This window comes from Actinomadura sp. NEAU-AAG7 (genome assembly GCF_018603865.1).
Classification (GTDB): domain Bacteria; phylum Actinomycetota; class Actinomycetes; order Streptosporangiales; family Streptosporangiaceae; genus Spirillospora; species Spirillospora litoris.
In genome coordinates this window covers 826,177-842,006 of the sequence record NZ_JAHFZY010000001.1, presented here as the reverse complement: position 1 = coordinate 842,006, position 15,830 = coordinate 826,177, and the positions used below count along the sequence as shown (strand labels likewise).

Sequence of the window (15,830 nt, the reverse complement as noted above, 5' to 3'; positions counted from 1 at the left end):
CCTAGCGGACGGCGCGGGCGCGCTATCGCGGGTCGTCGAACCAGTGGTCGTGGTCGCCGCGTTCGATCTCGTCGGCCAGGGTGTTCAGGACGGTCCGGGGGTGCCCGAGGACGAGCCGCCCCTCCTTGACCAGGTCGGCGAGGTCGCTGCCGGCGCGGTCGCGCTGGCTGCCGAGGAACCCGGGAGCCCACCCGACGCGTACCGGGCCGTCCAGCTCGTCGGCCCACGCCTCGATCTCCTCGCGCAGGACGTCGGCGTCGAAGTGGGTCGCCTTCTCGCGCTCCCGGACGACCCGGGTGAACGGGTTGGTCCCGCCCTTGACCGGCGCGAGGATCACCAGGCCGGGCGTCCGGTCGCCGTAGTGGGCGGACCGCTTGGCACCGCCCTTGACCACCGTCATCGTCCGCAGCAGCACCGCGATCCGGCGGCGCCGCTCCTCGATCGGCAACCGCACGCACCGCACGTCGCGCAGGACGACCTCGCTGCCGCCCCGCTCGACCACCTCCTTCGCCAGGCCGCCGGGCAGCGCGGCCTTGGTCGTCCTGCCGCCGGTCTCGAAGGTTCCGGCGCGCGGCAGGTCGAGGAGCAGGTCACCGGCCAGGTCGGCGGTGTACATCTCGTGCTCGTGGATGACGGGGTTCGTCCCTGGCCCGAAGTCGCGGCTCATCGTGCCGAAGTCCATGACCGGGTTGCTGGGGACGACCGAGACCAGGGTGCCGGTCGCCAGCACCGTGTCGCGCATGAACGTCTGCGACCTGCCCGCCTCGTCCGCCCTGACCGCGATCATGTAGCCGAACAGGTCGTCGTCCAGGTAGAGGTCGGGACGGCCGCGCGTGTACGCCTGCTGCTTCTTCCCCTCCCCGCTGCGGATCACCGGCGAGGTCGGCTCACCGGCGGGCAGGCTGTCACGCAGCCACCGGCGTCCTGCCTGCGCGGACACATACGGATACCTGTCCCCCCGGCCGGTCGAGAACTTCTTGACCATGCCCCGGTTGTCCTCGCCCCGCCCGTTGTTGGGCGCACCGGCCTTGATCTGGAGAACCTGCTGCCCCACCAGGAACGTCACCGCTGTACCCCTTCCTCCTGGCCGCCGCCGACGGCGTCGACCAGTTCCTTGATCTCCTGGAGTTCCTCCTGCGGGCCCTTCGGCTCCCATCCCGCCTCGGCCAGCGCCTCCAGCACCGCGAAGACCAGCAGCCGCCGCCAGGACCAGGACCGCTCGTCCTCGAACAGCAGCCGGTAGTCCCGCACCGGCAGCAGGACGGGCGGGGTGTCCTTCGGCCGCTCGAAAAGGAGCCAGTCCACGCCCTTGGAGCGGAACCAGCCGTGCAGGTTCCCGCCCTTGCCGTTGGCCTGGATGAATTCGCGGAACGGCCCTCGGCGACTGTCCTGCCCCAGCAGGGCGGCCAGACGGCGGGCCAGTTCCCTTATCCGCTCGACGTCCTTGTCGTCCATGGTCAGTACCTCACGGCAGTAGGCGTAAAGGAGTGGGCCCAACACGGTCGTTTCGGCGGGAACCAGGGCCGCCGCCGAGATCTGCTTCAGCACATGTCCGATCGCGAAGTCCAGAACCTGCGCCGGACGGGTGAAGGCGCGCTTCGCCAGAAACGCCTCTCCCGGAACCTGCTTCGTCCCCTGGGTCGCTACCAGCACCGGATACGCGGCACTGCGCTTGGGGTTCTTGTTGGTGGACCGGAGGAATTCCGCGACCGGCTGGCTCAGTTCCTGCGTGGCGAGCAGCTGCTCCTTGTTGGAGTTGGACAAGACGATCAGCTCCACACCGGAGGTGATCCGCTGGCCGTAGGCCCGCACGGCTTGCAGCACCCACAGCTCACGCGCGTACGGGCCGGGCTTCTGCTTCTCGGACGGCCCGGCGGAGGCCTGACGCAGGGTCCGCGTGACCGTCGTCGCGGTCATCCTCGCCAGGAAATCGTCGTCCCAGGAATGCATCAGCGCGGCCCGGCCGCCCGACAGCGACGCCCCGTACGGGAAGGCCCACAGGCTCGCGACACACGGGTAGCACAACGGCGTGCCCTCGTGACCTGGCGCGGTGGTGTTGCGGTGCGCGGCGCTCGCGCCCAGGGGGATGTCGACCTTTCCGTACCAGTCGCAGGCCGGGCGTCCGCAGTACGCGCACGGCGCCCCCGGCCATCCCGCCGGATCCGGATATGCCCGCCACTCCCGGATCAGCCGGTCGCGCTCCGAAAAGGACTGCTTCCCGCGTGCGGTCGGGTTCAGCTTCGAATTCGGCCACAGCAGGTAACTGGCGCCGAGCCAGAATCCGCCGGGATCCGCCGCCTTCGCCACCTTGACCGTCTCCAGGAGATGGCCTGTCATCCGTCCGACGGCGTCGTGGAGGACCTCACCTGACACCTCACGTGGGTGCCCCGCCTTGGCGAGTGCCGCCAAGGCGAACGCCCCTACGCGCTGCAAAGGGCTCGCGGTCAGCACCAGGGCCGGGTTCGACGCGGTGTCAGGCACCGATCCAGCCCATGCCGGTGCTGTTGGCCTGTCCGAGCCCCCACGAGTGCAGGGCCGAGAGGGTCTCCGGCGCGCCGGACACCATCACCTCGACCCTGGCGCCCGGCTTCTTTCCGCCGCCGCCGCTCCCCACCGCGAATGAGCGCTTCGGCCCGATCCAGCCGACGCTTTCGAGGGTGACCTCCGGATCCAGGCCGAGGGTCGCCGCCTTGCGCCGCAGATTGCCCTGCATGTAGACGTCCCACTCGGGCTCGCCCGGAAGGCACCACGACTGCCGGTGCGTGCGGGCGCCGGAATCATCCCGTCCGGAGCTCTTCATCACCACCGGCGTCTCGGTGCGGAAGACGGCCTTCCCGGACTCGAACCTCGGCGCCTCGACCGGCTCGACGCCGTCGACGATGAACGCGGTCGCTCCCCAGGCCAGCACGGGGATCGACGCCAGCGCGGCCGCCCACCCCTCGACCACCGCGACCAGCGGGCTGCCGAACTCCACGATGCCGGGGCCGTCCGCGGCGTAGACGCCACGCCGCCGCCGCGCCGCGGGGAACACCGGGGCGCCGTACCCGAACGGGGCGAGCCCGAGCGGACCCCACCCGTTCGCGTGGAGGGCCTTCCCCAGCTCGGGGGCGCCCCGCTCCAGCAGCGCATACGACAACGCCCGGCCAGGCGCCAACACCTCCTCCCACGGAAGCTCCCGGGCCCCCGTATGAACAGTTACTCGCAAACGCATCAAATCGGTCCTTTCTCGCGAACAGGAGACATGAACTTCAGGAGGGACTGATGGACGACGTTTTGTCAGACCCCCGTGCGAGCGTGGATCCCGGCTCTTCGACCACGTCGCGGGACGTTACGCGGCCCCCGGCGCGCACGATCGGCCTTCAATAAACTCGATCACGACATCGCCTGTCCGGATGTGGCCTGGCGCGCGGGAGTGGATATGCTGACCTGGGAGATCGACCCACTCGAACGGCATTTGCCGGGGTCGCAACTGATCGAGTTTTTTGTCGGATTCGTCCGCAGGCTCGTGCTCATCGCCCCTCAGAGGGGTCACCACAAATCCCCACTTTTAGTGAAATCCAGACCTTTACGCGCTATCGGACGGGAAGGGCGTATAGGTGCTGGAGGCGTTGTCGAAGTCGAAGGCCGTCCAGCGGTCGGGCTGGATGTGCGCGAGCCGGGCGCCGAGGGCGATGGAGACGGCGACCGGCCCGGTGAGGAAGGCGGAGTGCCGCCCGGTGCGGGCCGCCGCCGGCAGGGCGGCATCCCGCCACGCACGGCAGACCTGCTCCACGATCGCGGTGTAGGTCTCGGCGGTCTCGTCCAGCAGGCCGGTGGTGTGCCGGCGGAGGAGCAGCAGGTTGCCGATCCCGTGCTCGCGGCAGGCGGCGCGAACGGGCTGGACGAAGTCGGCACCGAGATTCTGCAGGTCCACGGCGAGCGCCGCACGCGACTCGTCCCCGCCCCCAATGGCTTCCACCGGCTCCACGGTGAGAGGTCCGGTCGTGAGCGGGCCCTCCCGGAGACTGATCGCCGCGAAATAGGACGGGTCGCCGTCCCCCTGCCGGACCGCGTGGACGACGATCTCGCGAGGGTGGGTGTGGCCGATCCTGGCGCCGAACCGGAACCCGGCCGGCAGCGGCATCGTCGGGATCACGTTGACGCGGGTGGCGCCGCTGACCAGCCGTTCCGCGATGTCCGCCGCCGCGAGCGTCTCGTCGGCGAGCGCGTCGACGCCCTCCGCGGGCCACGGCCGGGTCTCGGAGAGCGCGAGCCGGGTCCGGACGGTGACCGAGCAGGTCCGCCGGCTGTACTCCACGGCCTTGTTCTCCAGCGCCGCGGCGCGCGTGGCACCGCGTCCGCTGTCGGAGGCGGTGACGACGAGCCCGATCCGGGTCCTGCCGGACGCGCGGACGCGCAGCCACCCGCCGAGCCCCAGACAGGCGAGCCCGGCGAGGCAGCCGAGCACGAACCACCCGCGTCCGGCCGGGGCCCCCGTCATGATCGACTTGGCGGCCTCGATACCGAACCCGCCCGCGCCCGCACCACCGAGTCCGCTCCAGGTGGCCCCGTCGGTGATCACGCGGTGGGTCCGCGACGGGGTCGCGGCGGGCCCCCCGACCACCGTCATCGTCGGTGCGTTCGTTGTCTCGGTCATCGCGCCTCGCCTCCGTCGCCGTGGACGCGACGTACTGATGGACGGAGGCCGCACCCAGGGCCCGCTGCGGCGCCGGCGCCGTGCAACGGCTCGGGCGGCCACCGTTCTGATGCCAGGGAGACCCACGGGGACGGACCGTGCGTCCCGGGGGCCGGAGTCGGTCACCGTCGGTGTTCGGCGGAAGGCGGTCGATCGGCGCGTTCAGCACGCCGCTCTGAACGACCGTCGGGGCCCGTCGCGGGTCCGTCCATCAGTCCCTGTCGATGGTGCCGGTGAGAAGGGGGCGCGGGTGGACGTGTACGCGGTCGTGTTGAGCACGGCGGGCAACCAGAACTACATCTTCGGGTCGAACAAGCGTCGCGAGAACGTCGGCGCTTCGCATCTGATCACCTGCGTCGAGGGCGAGTGGCTCGACAGAGCCCTGGCGGAGGTGGGGGCGCCCGGCGTGGACGGCCGCGAGCAGCGCGTCGAGGAGCACGGCATCGAGGTGGTGACCGCGAACGCGGGCGGCGTGACGATGCTGGTCAGGGACGAGAACGTCGGCAGGAAGGTCGTCGGGATCATCACCGGGGCCGCCTTGCGCGAGGCGCCGGGCCTGGACGTGTGCGGTGCGGTCAGCGAGGCCGTCACATGGGGCGACACCGAGGTGGTCGCCCGGTGCATCGCGGACGCCCGGGAGCTTCTCGTGGTCGCCCGAGCGGGCAGGCGCGGGCCGAGGCTGCGGTTTCCCGGCGTGCCGATCGCGGCGCGGTGCGGGTCCAGCGGGCTTCCGGCTCGCGGTGTCGTCGAGTTCCCCGAGGGCGGGCCACCCCCGGGCAGACGGCCTCCCGCGGCAGGAGAGCGGCCTGTGGAAGAACAGCCGCTCATACAAGGGCGGCTGCCTGCCGAGGGACGGCCACCTGCGGAAAAGCAGCCGTCCATGAAAGCGCGGCCACTCACGGAACGGCGGTTGCCTGCGGAGGGGCGGTCGCCTGCGGACGGGCGGCCACTCACGGAACGGCAGTCCCCTGCGGAGGAGCGGCCGCCTGCGGACGGGCGGCCACTCACGGAACGGCAGTCCCCTGCGGAGGAGCGGCCGCCTGCGGACGGGCGGCCACTCACGGAACGGCAGTCCCCTGCGGACGGGCGGCCACTCACGGAACGGCGGTTGCCTGCGGAGGGGCGGGTGCCTGAGGCTCGGTCGGCGCCGAGCCTGGCGAAACTGCACGCCTTCGATCGGGCGCTGCTGCGGCTGGCGGTCAAGATGGGGCTCTGCGTCGAAGCCGACGACGAGGCGGTGGCGCGTCGCAAGCTCTCCTCGATCGTCGACCATCTGAACCACAAGGCGGAGTGGGTCGCGGTGGTCCATGCCGACGGCAACGGCATGGGGAAGGTGTTCGAGCGCTTCCCGTCCCTCATGGCGGCGCAGGGCGTCAGGCTCGCGGCGGACTACGTACGGAGGTACCGCGCCCTGTCCGAAGGCGTGGACGAGTGCGCACGGGACGCCTTCCGGTCGGCGCTGGAGAAACTGCGCGGCGCCGGATGGTCGGCGGGCACGGACGAACCGCCGGTCCTCCCGCTCGTTCTCGGCGGCGACGACCTCACCGTGGTCTGTGACGGTGAGCTGGCTCTGCGGTTCGCACGCGACTACCTGGAGGGGTTCACCCGGCTGGCCGGCGAGCACGACGCGGTCGGCGGGGTGCTCGAACATGTGGAGGACCTGCGCGGGCTGGGTGCTTGCGCCGGGGTCGCCATCGTGAAGCGCGCCTATCCGTTCCACCGCGCCGTCCATCTGGCCGGCGAGTTGACCGACGAGGCGAAGGTGGTGAAGAAGGAGCTCGGGCAGGACAGGAGCGCCCTGTCGTTCCAGGTCCTCTTCGAGAGCGCGTACGCCGACCTGGAACGCCTGCGCGAGCAGCAGACCGTCGATGGCGGGGGCACGTGCCTGACCGGGCAGCCCTACGTCGTCGGGGACGGCGGCGATGCCGAGTGGGCGCGGCACCGGCACTGGCGCGACCTGGAAAGACAGGTCGCCGCCCTGACCGCCAGGGAGGACGGGGGCCTCGTCATCTCGGCGGCCCAGGCGCACGAACTGCGGTCCGCCCTGTTCCGTGGACGCGAGGCCGCGCAGTCGCGATTCCAGATGGTCTCCACATGGCTGGGGAAGGACGCGGTGCAGGGGCTCGCCCACGATGGCTCACTGTTCTGGCAGGACGGGAGTACGCACCGCACGGGGCTCCTGGACGCGTTGAACGCCGCCCCCTTCCTGCGTTCGAAGGACGCGTCATGAGCCATTCCGTATCGCTGACCTTGCGCATGCTGAGCGACTGGCACATCGGCGCGGGCACCGGGCAGTACGGCCGGCTGAGCCGGCAGGTGCTGAAGGACGAGCAGCACGGGCTGCCGTTCGTCCCGGCGAAGTCCCTCAACGGCGTCTGGCGGGACGGTTGCGAGATCGCCGCACGCGCCCTCGACACCGAGACCACGACCGGCATCTGGCATTCCTGGGTGGACTACCTGTTCGGCTACCAGCCGGCCTTCCTGAGCGCCGAGGCGGGCGAGACACCGGCGGCACCGGCGCGGCACCCGCGCCCGGCCGCGCTGCGCTATCTGGGTCCGCTGCGCCTTTCCGGCGGACTCGGCCCGGCCATCGCGGGGGACCGGCGCCTGCTCGACGCGGTGACGTTCGTGAAACCCGGTGTCGCGCACGACCCGTCGACCGGCGCGGCCAGGGACGACATGCTGCGCTTCGACGAGATGGCGCGCGGCGGTGTCACGCTGGAAGGCGCGGCGGAGCTCCCGGCCGGGCTTACGGAGGAGGAACTCGGCTGCGCTCGCGCGCTGCTGTGGGCGGGGGCGCGGCTGGTGGAGGGGATCGGCGCGAAGCGGCGCAGGGGGTCGGGCCGGTGCCGTCTCGATCTCGGGGGCGCAGGGCTGCCTCCGAGCGGTGACGATCTCGCGCGCCGGACGGCGAGCCCGGTGCCGCCGCCGGACCCCGAAGGCCCTCCGCAACCCGACTCCGCTGGAAGACCCGTGGCGGGCGACGGCTGGGAGCACGTCGTCATGCGCATGACGCTCGACGCACCGCTGCTCGCGCATCACCGCACCGTCGGGAACCTCGTCGAGGGCCGTGACCATGTACCCGGCTGGATACTGCTGGGGCCGGTGCTGAAGCGGCTCGGCTCGCCCGCCGCCGCCGCGGCGGCGCGCTGCGGCGATCTCGTGGTGACGCCCGCGACCCCGCAGGTGGGCGGGGCGCGGGGGCGACCGGTCCCCCGCGTCTTCGAGCGCGACAAGGAGGACAGGGACGTCTACCTCAACCGCATGGCCGAGGGGCACCCCAAGGGCAGGTCGTTCAAGCGGGTGCGTGAGGGCTATGTCACCGCCGCGCCGAACGTGGCGGTCGAGACACCCGAGTTCGTCCTGAGGATGCACAACACGATCGAGGACAGGTCGCAGCGTCCCGCCCAGGCGCTCGGCGGCGTCTACGTCTACCAGGCGCTCAAGCCCGGGACCGTGCTGGTGGCGGAGGTCAGGGCCCGGCGCGGCATCCTGGCCGACGGCTGGTGGACGAGCCTGGAGGGCCGGTGGCAACTGGGGCGGTCCCGCAAGGACGACTACGGCCTGGTGTCCGTCACCGCCGAGCCCGCCGAGCCCGTCGAGCCGGCGTCCGAGGCGGTGCCGATCACGACCGGGGACCGCCTGAGCGTCTGGCTGCTGTCGGACGTCCTCGTCCGCGACGGCAGGCTCGCGCCGAGCGACGACCCGCGTGACCTCGCCGCTCTCCTCGTCAGAACGTTCGCGGCCGCCGGAGCGGAGGGGGTGAAGCTCGTACCGGTCCTGCACGAGCGCGACCGGACGCCGACCAGCTACGAGGTCGCCCGAACCGATTCCTGGCACCGGAAATGGCGGTTGCCGAGGCCGGTCCTGCTCGGGTTCGCGGCGGGCGGCTGCCTGACCTTCGCGGTGAAGGCGGGCCGCATCGGCGCGGACGTCCTGGCGGAGGTCGAGCGGTCGGGCATCGGCGAGCGGCGCGGCGAGGGCTTCGGCCAGATCCGTATCAACGACCCCCTCCTCATGAACAAGGTGCCGGAAGGCGGCGGCGGGCGGCCGCACGAGCAGCCGGGTCCGGCGGCGCGAAAGCTGCCCACGACCGACCCGGGGCACGCCGGAGCGCGGCTGATCGAGACGGCCGCGTGGCGCTCGGAGATCTGGCGGCTCGCCGAGGAGCGGGCCGCCCGGCCGGACGAGGTGCTCGGCGCGATCGTCGACCTCTCGGCGACCCGGCTGAACGCGCTCCGCCGCCTGTTCGACCACCTCGGCGAGGAGCCGGACGCGCTTGAGGCCCGCGTCGTCCGCCTCACCGGACGGTGGAACGCGCCGCACATCACCACGGCGATCCGCACCCTGCTGGCCAGGCAGGACGTCTGGGAGACGTTGGGATTCGACGATCGGGGCGGCCTGTGCCTGACCGTCGACGGCCCGGACGCCCTCCCCCGCGAGCTGCGAGCGGAGGCGCTGCGCTCGCTGCTCACGGCATGCCTGGCCGCCCACGTCCGCAGGAACGCCCACGCCCGCAGGAACGCGCACGGCCGCAGGGAAGCCGGCACCCGGAAGGAAGCCCGCCCCGAGGAGGCACGCGCATGACCGGACGTCCGATGGACCGGAGGCTCCGCGTGCGCGGCTGGCTGCGCACCCAGACGCCGCTGCACGTGGGCGGTGTCGCACTCGATCCGGCCGAGGCGCTGCCCGTCGCCGTGGACGGGCAGGACCGCGTCTACGTCCCCGGCACCAGCCTCGCCGGGGTCCTGCGCGACTGGATGCGCGGCGCCGATCCCGAAACTTCACTGCTGGACGACATGTGGGGATACATCCGGGACGGGGAGCCGGACTCCGGCCAGGCCAGCCGGATCGTCGTCCGCGACGCCGTCGTCACCACCACGACCGGGACCGACGGAGACGGAATCCCGAACGAACCCCTCAGACCGCATGCGCTGCCGGTCGTCCACGGCGTCGGCATCGACCGTGTCACCGGCGCCGCCGCCTCGGCCTTCCTGTACGCGCGCACGATCGTCCCGGCCGGGCACTTTCTGTCGTTCGACCTCGACGTCGAGACGACCGGCCACACCCTCGACCGTGACCGCGCCCGCCTGCACGCCTTGCTGGCCGCCCTGAAGGCCGAGGAGATCGGGGTCGGCGCCGCCAACGGCAGGGGCCTCGGCGTCGTGACGCTGATGGCGTCGCCACTCGACGTCCACGAACACGACTTCACCGGCCGAGCCGGCCTCCTCGCCTTCCTCGGCGGCGAGCCCGAGGTGTTCGAGGAGTCGCGCGTGGACGCGGGGGCCGCCGCCCTGCCCGCGCGCCGCGAGACGTTGACCGTCCAGCTCCGGTGGAAACCGGACGCGCCCGTCATGGTCCGGGCCGCCGGTGAAGGCGCGGCGATCAAGACGCTGCCGCTGACCACCCGGCTCGGGTCCGACATGCTGAAGCTCACGCTGAGCGGCGGCTCCATCAAGGGCGCCCTCCGCAGCCACGCCGAACTCATCGAACGCACCGCCCGCGGCCTCGACGCCCCGCGTCCTCCGATCGAGGACGCGGCAGGCGACACGGCAGGCGACGCGGCCGCGCGGCGGCACGCCGAAGCCTTTCTCGAACAGCTCGACGGGCTGGACGCCGTCTGCGTCCTGTTCGGGGCGGCCCGCCGCGAACCGTCCACCCACCCGTGGGGCGCGGGGGCGCTGACCGTCCACGAGTGCGTGAGCGAGACGGTCGTCCCCTCCGAGGTGTGGGACGTCGTGGTGAACGGCGCGCCGGACCCCGACGACGCGAAGGACCTGCCGCCCTCGATCCGCGACGCGCTCGCGGCCCGCGGGCTCGACCAGGCCGACCACGTCGCGATCGACCGCTGGACGGGAGGCGCCGCCGACCACCTGCTGTTCAGCGTCCTCGAACCGCACGGCGTCGACTGGGAGCCGATCCGGCTGACCGTCGATCTCACCCGGCTCGGAGGCCACAGAAATGTGGCCCTGGCGCTGCTCCTGCTGGTCCTGCGAGATCTGGAGCAGCGCCGTGTCCCGCTCGGGGGCATGGTCAACCGGGGTTTCGGCGATGTCGCGATCGAGTCCATCGAGTTCTCCGGCAACGGCTGGACGTCGCGGACCACTCTCGAAGACGCCCTTCGGCACGGCGACATCGCGGCCGCGTGGCGCGAATACGCGGGAGGGGCGCGATGACCGGCACGACCTTGCACGTCGCCGCATGCGACGGCCTCACCTTCACCGCGGCCATGGAAAGCGCACCGGACGGGTTCGCGCTGCTCACCACGCCATGGCGCTATGCGATCGTCACCACCGCCGAAGCACGTCGCTCCACTTTCCAGGGTGTCTTCGAGGCCCGCGCATTCGACGAGCACACCGAACTGCGCTGGCTTCAGGATTCCGGACGCACGGTCCTGCTCACCGAGGACCCGACGGCGTTGCCTCCGTCCTTCACCCCGTGCGATCCGGTGAACGCCGCCGGCACCGTGGACGGCGGCTACCTGCTGTGGGGGAAGGCCGTCATGACGTCGGACGGCTGGACGACGCTCGCCACGGAACGCATCGGCAGCCTGCGCGTTCCAGGCGAATTCGGCCGAGGCGACCGCGTGGAGTTGGCGACCCGCGAGTACATCGCCCACGACAGCGCGCACGGCAACGCCTACATCGCCGAAGAACGCCTGCTGTCCTTCGAAGTCTCAGAACCGCTGCGCGGAGGGAAGGTATGACCGAGGCAAGGCCGCCCAAGCCCAGCGATGTCTTCTTCCGCAGAAAGCCCGTCGGAGGATCACAGCCGCCGAGGGCCAGGAAGGCGCCCACCAAGAAGGCACGTGCGACGCCGTCCGCCAAACCCGATCCGCGCGGACGCGGAGAGCCGTTCCTCAACCCCTACACCTTCGTCCCCGCCTTCTCCCGCGAGGGTATGACGGATTCCTTCGCCGACGCCGTCCCGCAGGGCGCCGACCGGCTGCACGAGGAGAACTGGACGGGCACGATCGGCGTCCGGCTCACCGTCCGAACACCCTTGTTGCTACTCGACACAGCCCGCGCCCACAACACGCCGGGCGCCGAGGAAGGACACCTCACCTACCCGGTGCTGCTGCGCGACGGCCGCCCTCATCTACCGGCCACCGCGCTCAAGGGAATGCTGCGCACCGCCTACGAGGCGATCACCAACAGCCGGTTCGGTGTGTTCAACGGCCACGACGAACCGCTGGGCTGGCGGCGAATCGCCGACGACGCGCGCTACATGCGCCCGGTCCGCGTCGGCGCCGACGGCAGAACGCTGGAGTTCTGGGGCGCCGTCAAGCTCTCCTCCTACCGGGACAGGCCCGGCCCCCGGTATTCGCCGAAACGGCCCCCGGAACACGGCGATCGCGTCTGGGTCAAGACGAGGCGCGGCAAGAACGCCGAAGAGGTCACCGACATCAGGCCGTACTCCGGCAGCAGACCCGGCGGCTGGGTGGAGGGGTATGTATTCATCACCGGCCAGAACGCGGAGAAGAAGCTTGATGAGCGGGTCTTCATCAAACAGAATCCGAACCGGGTCAAGCTGACCGACGAACTCCGGGAACGCTGGGACGCTCTCATGGAGCACCACCGCCGACATGAGCAGGACATCGAGACCGGCGGCGAACTCGACATCAGCCCCCACCGGAACAACGAGGACCGGCGCAGGCTCACACCGGGGACCTTCTGCTGGGCGTACATGCCCACAGGGCGAATCGAGGCGCTCTATCCGGTCATGATCCCGCGCGACCTCGCCAGTGCGAGTCCGGCCGAACTGGTTCCGCCCAAGGTGGAGCCCGCCCCCTCTTTCCGAGACCTGTCCCCGGCCGACCGCGTGTTCGGCTGGGTCGCGCAGGAGGGATCCGGCACCCGTCCGGCCGCGTACCGGGGCAGGGTGCGCGTCAACGGCGTCACCTGCGTCACCGCCCCCGGCCAGGCCGTCAGACGGTTCCCGGGAGACGGGCTGCCGCTGTCGATCCTCGCCCAGCCGAAACCCACCCAGGGCCGCTTCTACCTCTCCGAGAGCGCCGCCGAACCGGACCGGCCGATCAAAGACGGCACGCCCAAGAACGAGGTGCACCGCGACCCCGACCGTGCCCTCCGCGGACGCAAGGTCTACTGGCATCATCGGCGGGCGGCGACGGCCGAGTCCTACTGGAATGAGCCCGAATCGACGGGCGACCCCACGCAGGAACTCATCGACGGCGAACTGTACCGGGAGTACCGGCGGCCGAACGCGCCCGCCGACGAACGCCTCACGCGCGACGGGACGGCGTTCCAGACGACCGGCGAGCCGCGGCGCGACAAGCAGAACCGCTCCGTGCGCGGCTGGATCGCCGAGGGCACCGAGTTCACCTTCGGCATCGGCGTCCGCGACATTCCCGAGGTGGAACTGGGCGCTCTGCTCTGGCTGCTGACACTCGGCGACGACCACCACCACCGCCTCGGCCTCGGCAAACCGCTCGGGTTCGGCAGCGTCCGCCTTTCCCTGGACCCGAGGGAAACGAAACTCCACACCGGCGCGCAATGGTCGGAGTACTATCGCGACCTCGCGGGAGAGCTCCCCGACCCGTCCGCCGAAACCGTGGTGGAGAACTGCGTCCGGGCCTTCGAGCGGGAAGCGGCGAACCAGCCGGGGTTCGCCACGATCGAAGGCGCGTTCCGCGCGGCCGCGCGGGGCAGAGCCGATCTCCCCGTCCACTATCCCCGTGCGCGTCCCAAGGGCCTACGGACGCCGCGCACACCCCCGAATCCCGCCGGAGAGTCATACGCCTGGTTCACCGCCAACGAGAAGGTCAAGGACGGAAGCGTCGCCCCAGGCCGAGGCCGCTCCCTCCCCTCCGCGGGCGACCCCCGAGGCCGCGATCTTGACGTCCACGACGAAGAGAGTTCCTGAGCCGGACGCGGCGCCGCTGCTGATCCACCCGATCGGCGGCGGCGACCTCGGCCGGCCCCCGCTCGCGACGACCCCCGGCCCGATCGACTTCCACGGAAGCGCCGGCGACCGCAGACCCCTGCGCAAGGTCTTCGACGGCCTCGCCGAGACCGGCACCGACATCAGCGGCCTGCTCATCATCGCGACCACGAACACCCACAATTTCTCGCGCCGCCCCTTCGCGGAACACGCGCGGCACATGAAGGAGCTCCTGTGCTCCGCCGACGGCCTCTGCGGCCGCACGTTCGCACGCGACAGGCTCCACATCGTCCAGGTCGCCGAGCCCACCGTCCGGCACGGCGTCGATTCGCTCAAACCCGTGCTCACCGCGCTCGCCCCCGGCGAATGCCTGCTGACCTCGGGGGCCGGCTCCTACGCCCTCGGCGCCGGGGTCCTGCTCGCGGGCATCGAGACGGGTGTGCCGATGACCCTGCTGCCGGTGGACGATCCGTCCGCCGCCTACCGGCTCCGCGACCTGATCGACCCGCATGACACGCTTCGCGACTGGCTGCTCCGGCATCGCTTCTGGGACGAACTCGCCACGGTCGACCCGTCGAACGCGGACCTCTGGCGGCTCCTCGCCGCCCGCCAGCGCGCCGACATCAGCCTGGCCGAGGGCACCGTCCCCGGCATGGACGCGGGGACGCTCACCAAGTTCCGCGAACTGTGGCCGACCGTCCAGGCCGCCTTCTTCGAGCGTCTCGCGCGAGGCGAGGCCATCGACCACGCCCTGCTCCGCACGTGGTTCACCCAGCGGATCAGCAAGCCGTCCCGCAAAGAGGACGCCGCGGTCTCCGAATCGGCACGACGACTACTGCAAGAACTCGCGAGAAAGCTGAGCGACCCGGAGCGCCACGGCGGCGCCGCTCTGATCGGAGAAGCACGCCGCAGGCTCTCGCCCATTCCCCGAACGCACCACGCGGCCCTGGTGGGCGACGCGCAGTTCATCAGCCTTTTCGAGGACAGCGCCAAGCACCAAGCGCACCTCGCCCCGCCCGAGGCGCGCCGCCTGCCCGGCTCGCTGCTCGCGAACGCCGACCAGTGGGAGAAGGCCGACCCGGTGCCCGGCCTGGTGAAACAACGGGGCATGACGGCATGGCCCGTCCTCGGGTCGGGCGACGTCCTCGTCCTGATGTGCGTCGGGAAGACCCCCGAGGACGACCCGGCCGACAGGGACGGGCACGCCGCCGTCCACAAGGTCATGGACTGGGCGTCCCACCGCTGCGGCGCCCTCGCCCGGCCCGGCCGGATCAGGCTGCGCCTGCTCGCCAGCGGCGAGACGATGGAGCGCGCCCGGTCCTGGGTGACGCTCGCCCGCGCCACCGCACCCGCCGGCAGCCTCGACGCCGCGGCCCTCGGCCCCTTCTCCACCGAGTCGGGCGACGCCGCCGCGATCAACGCCGCCCTCCTCGCCGCGCTCGGCGAGGCTGAACCGACCGGCCGGTACGGCTCGACCAGCCTCCGGGACGTGGACGAGGTCCTGCTCGTCATCAACTCCGGAAAGCCGGTCGCGGTCAACGGCATGGTCGCCGCGGGCGTGCAGTGGTCCCTGAACGCCGCCTGCCCGCTGCGCGTCGCCGAACTCGGCCGCGACCGGGCGCTGCGCACGGTGCTCAACGAGGCCGGCCTCGCCCTCTGCCGCCTCGGCATGGACGCCCGCCTCGCCCGGCTCGCCTCGTCGGCCGTCCGCCGCCTCGACACACGCACCGCCTGGCAACTCCTCGACACCGGCTCACCGGCCCTCGCCGCCGCCCGCGACACGGCAGCCCGACTCCACCACGACCTGTACGGCCACGCGGCGCCGACCACGAACATGGACACCCGCCGCGAAATGGCCCGCCGACGCCTCGAACTGATCGCGCACGTCCTGGCGGACGAGCCATGGCCGGCCTGCTACACAGCCGTGGAGGTGCTCCGCCCGGGCCTCTTCGACTGGGACGCATGGAAATCCCTGAGGCAACGCCTCACACCGCTCGCAAGACTGAACGCCTACCGCAACGAGACCCCCTACGCGCACCTGCTCGACAGACTCCGCGAAGAACAACTCGGCCGGGGCACACGAAGACCGTCGAAGAAGCCACCCGCCCCCGAGGCGGTCCTCGAAGAGCTACGTCGAGCCATCGACGCACTCGACCGGCCACGCAGCGACCCGGGCCCGATGCTCGTCGCCGACTACACACGCCTCCGCTCCCAACTCGAAGAACTGGGAGCGGACGCCCGGTGATCACGCACG

General features: G+C 71.6%; 11 protein-coding genes. 6 read left to right on the top strand and 5 right to left on the bottom strand.

The window, feature by feature from the left end; translation table 11 throughout:
- Positions 1 to 22: 22 nt before the first annotated feature.
- The 5 genes from cas7i to KLI87_RS03930 all read right to left on the bottom strand — a co-directional run bounded on the left by cas7i (position 23) and on the right by KLI87_RS03930 (position 5,299).
- Complete coding sequence (gene cas7i, locus KLI87_RS03950) at positions 23 to 1,066, bottom strand: type I-B CRISPR-associated protein Cas7/Cst2/DevR (protein ID WP_214615856.1); 1,044 nt, start codon at positions 1,064 to 1,066, stop codon at positions 23 to 25.
- On the bottom strand, positions 1,063 to 2,481 hold the full coding sequence (locus tag KLI87_RS03945; RefSeq protein WP_214615855.1) for a hypothetical protein: 1,419 nt from the start codon (positions 2,479 to 2,481) through the stop codon (positions 1,063 to 1,065). The genes cas7i and KLI87_RS03945 overlap by 4 nt, the downstream gene beginning before the upstream one ends.
- Positions 2,474 to 3,157 carry a CRISPR-associated endoribonuclease Cas6 gene (locus KLI87_RS03940; protein WP_308165841.1) on the bottom strand — a complete coding sequence of 228 codons (684 nt, stop codon included), beginning with the start codon at positions 3,155 to 3,157 and terminating at the stop codon, positions 2,474 to 2,476. The genes KLI87_RS03945 and KLI87_RS03940 overlap by 8 nt, the downstream gene beginning before the upstream one ends.
- 408 nt (positions 3,158 to 3,565) lie before the next feature.
- Complete coding sequence (locus KLI87_RS03935) at positions 3,566 to 4,636, bottom strand: SAVED domain-containing protein (protein WP_214615854.1); 1,071 nt, start codon at positions 4,634 to 4,636, stop codon at positions 3,566 to 3,568.
- A 333-nt stretch (positions 4,637 to 4,969) separates the two neighbouring features.
- A complete protein-coding gene (locus KLI87_RS03930) occupies positions 4,970 to 5,299 on the bottom strand; it encodes a hypothetical protein (RefSeq protein WP_156220268.1) in 330 nt (109 codons plus the stop codon).
- Positions 5,300 to 5,801: 502 nt separating this feature from the next.
- On the opposite strand from KLI87_RS03930, the gene KLI87_RS03925 reads away from it, so the two are divergent.
- From KLI87_RS03925 to KLI87_RS03900, 6 genes are read left to right on the top strand one after another with little or no spacing between them, the layout of a single operon-like run.
- Entirely contained in the window at positions 5,802 to 6,905 is a 1,104-nt protein-coding gene (locus KLI87_RS03925; RefSeq protein WP_214615853.1) for a hypothetical protein, read from the top strand.
- Positions 6,902 to 9,262, top strand: coding sequence for an RAMP superfamily CRISPR-associated protein (locus KLI87_RS03920; protein WP_214615852.1), 2,361 nt, complete (start codon positions 6,902 to 6,904; stop codon positions 9,260 to 9,262). The genes KLI87_RS03925 and KLI87_RS03920 overlap by 4 nt, the downstream gene beginning before the upstream one ends.
- The gene (locus KLI87_RS03915; RefSeq protein ID WP_214615851.1) at positions 9,259 to 10,851 is read left to right on the top strand and encodes an RAMP superfamily CRISPR-associated protein; all 1,593 of its coding nucleotides are present in this window, start codon (positions 9,259 to 9,261) and stop codon (positions 10,849 to 10,851) included. Before KLI87_RS03920 ends, KLI87_RS03915 begins: the two co-directional genes overlap by 4 nt.
- A complete protein-coding gene (csx19, locus tag KLI87_RS03910) occupies positions 10,848 to 11,381 on the top strand; it encodes a CRISPR-associated protein Csx19 (protein WP_214615850.1) in 534 nt (177 codons plus the stop codon). The genes KLI87_RS03915 and csx19 overlap by 4 nt, the downstream gene beginning before the upstream one ends.
- On the top strand, positions 11,378 to 13,558 hold the full coding sequence (locus KLI87_RS03905) for a TIGR03986 family CRISPR-associated RAMP protein (RefSeq protein ID WP_214615849.1): 2,181 nt from the start codon (positions 11,378 to 11,380) through the stop codon (positions 13,556 to 13,558). Before csx19 ends, KLI87_RS03905 begins: the two co-directional genes overlap by 4 nt.
- The gene (locus KLI87_RS03900; protein ID WP_214615848.1) at positions 13,530 to 15,821 is read left to right on the top strand and encodes a hypothetical protein; all 2,292 of its coding nucleotides are present in this window, start codon (positions 13,530 to 13,532) and stop codon (positions 15,819 to 15,821) included. The genes KLI87_RS03905 and KLI87_RS03900 overlap by 29 nt, the downstream gene beginning before the upstream one ends.
- Positions 15,822 to 15,830 lie beyond the last annotated feature (9 nt).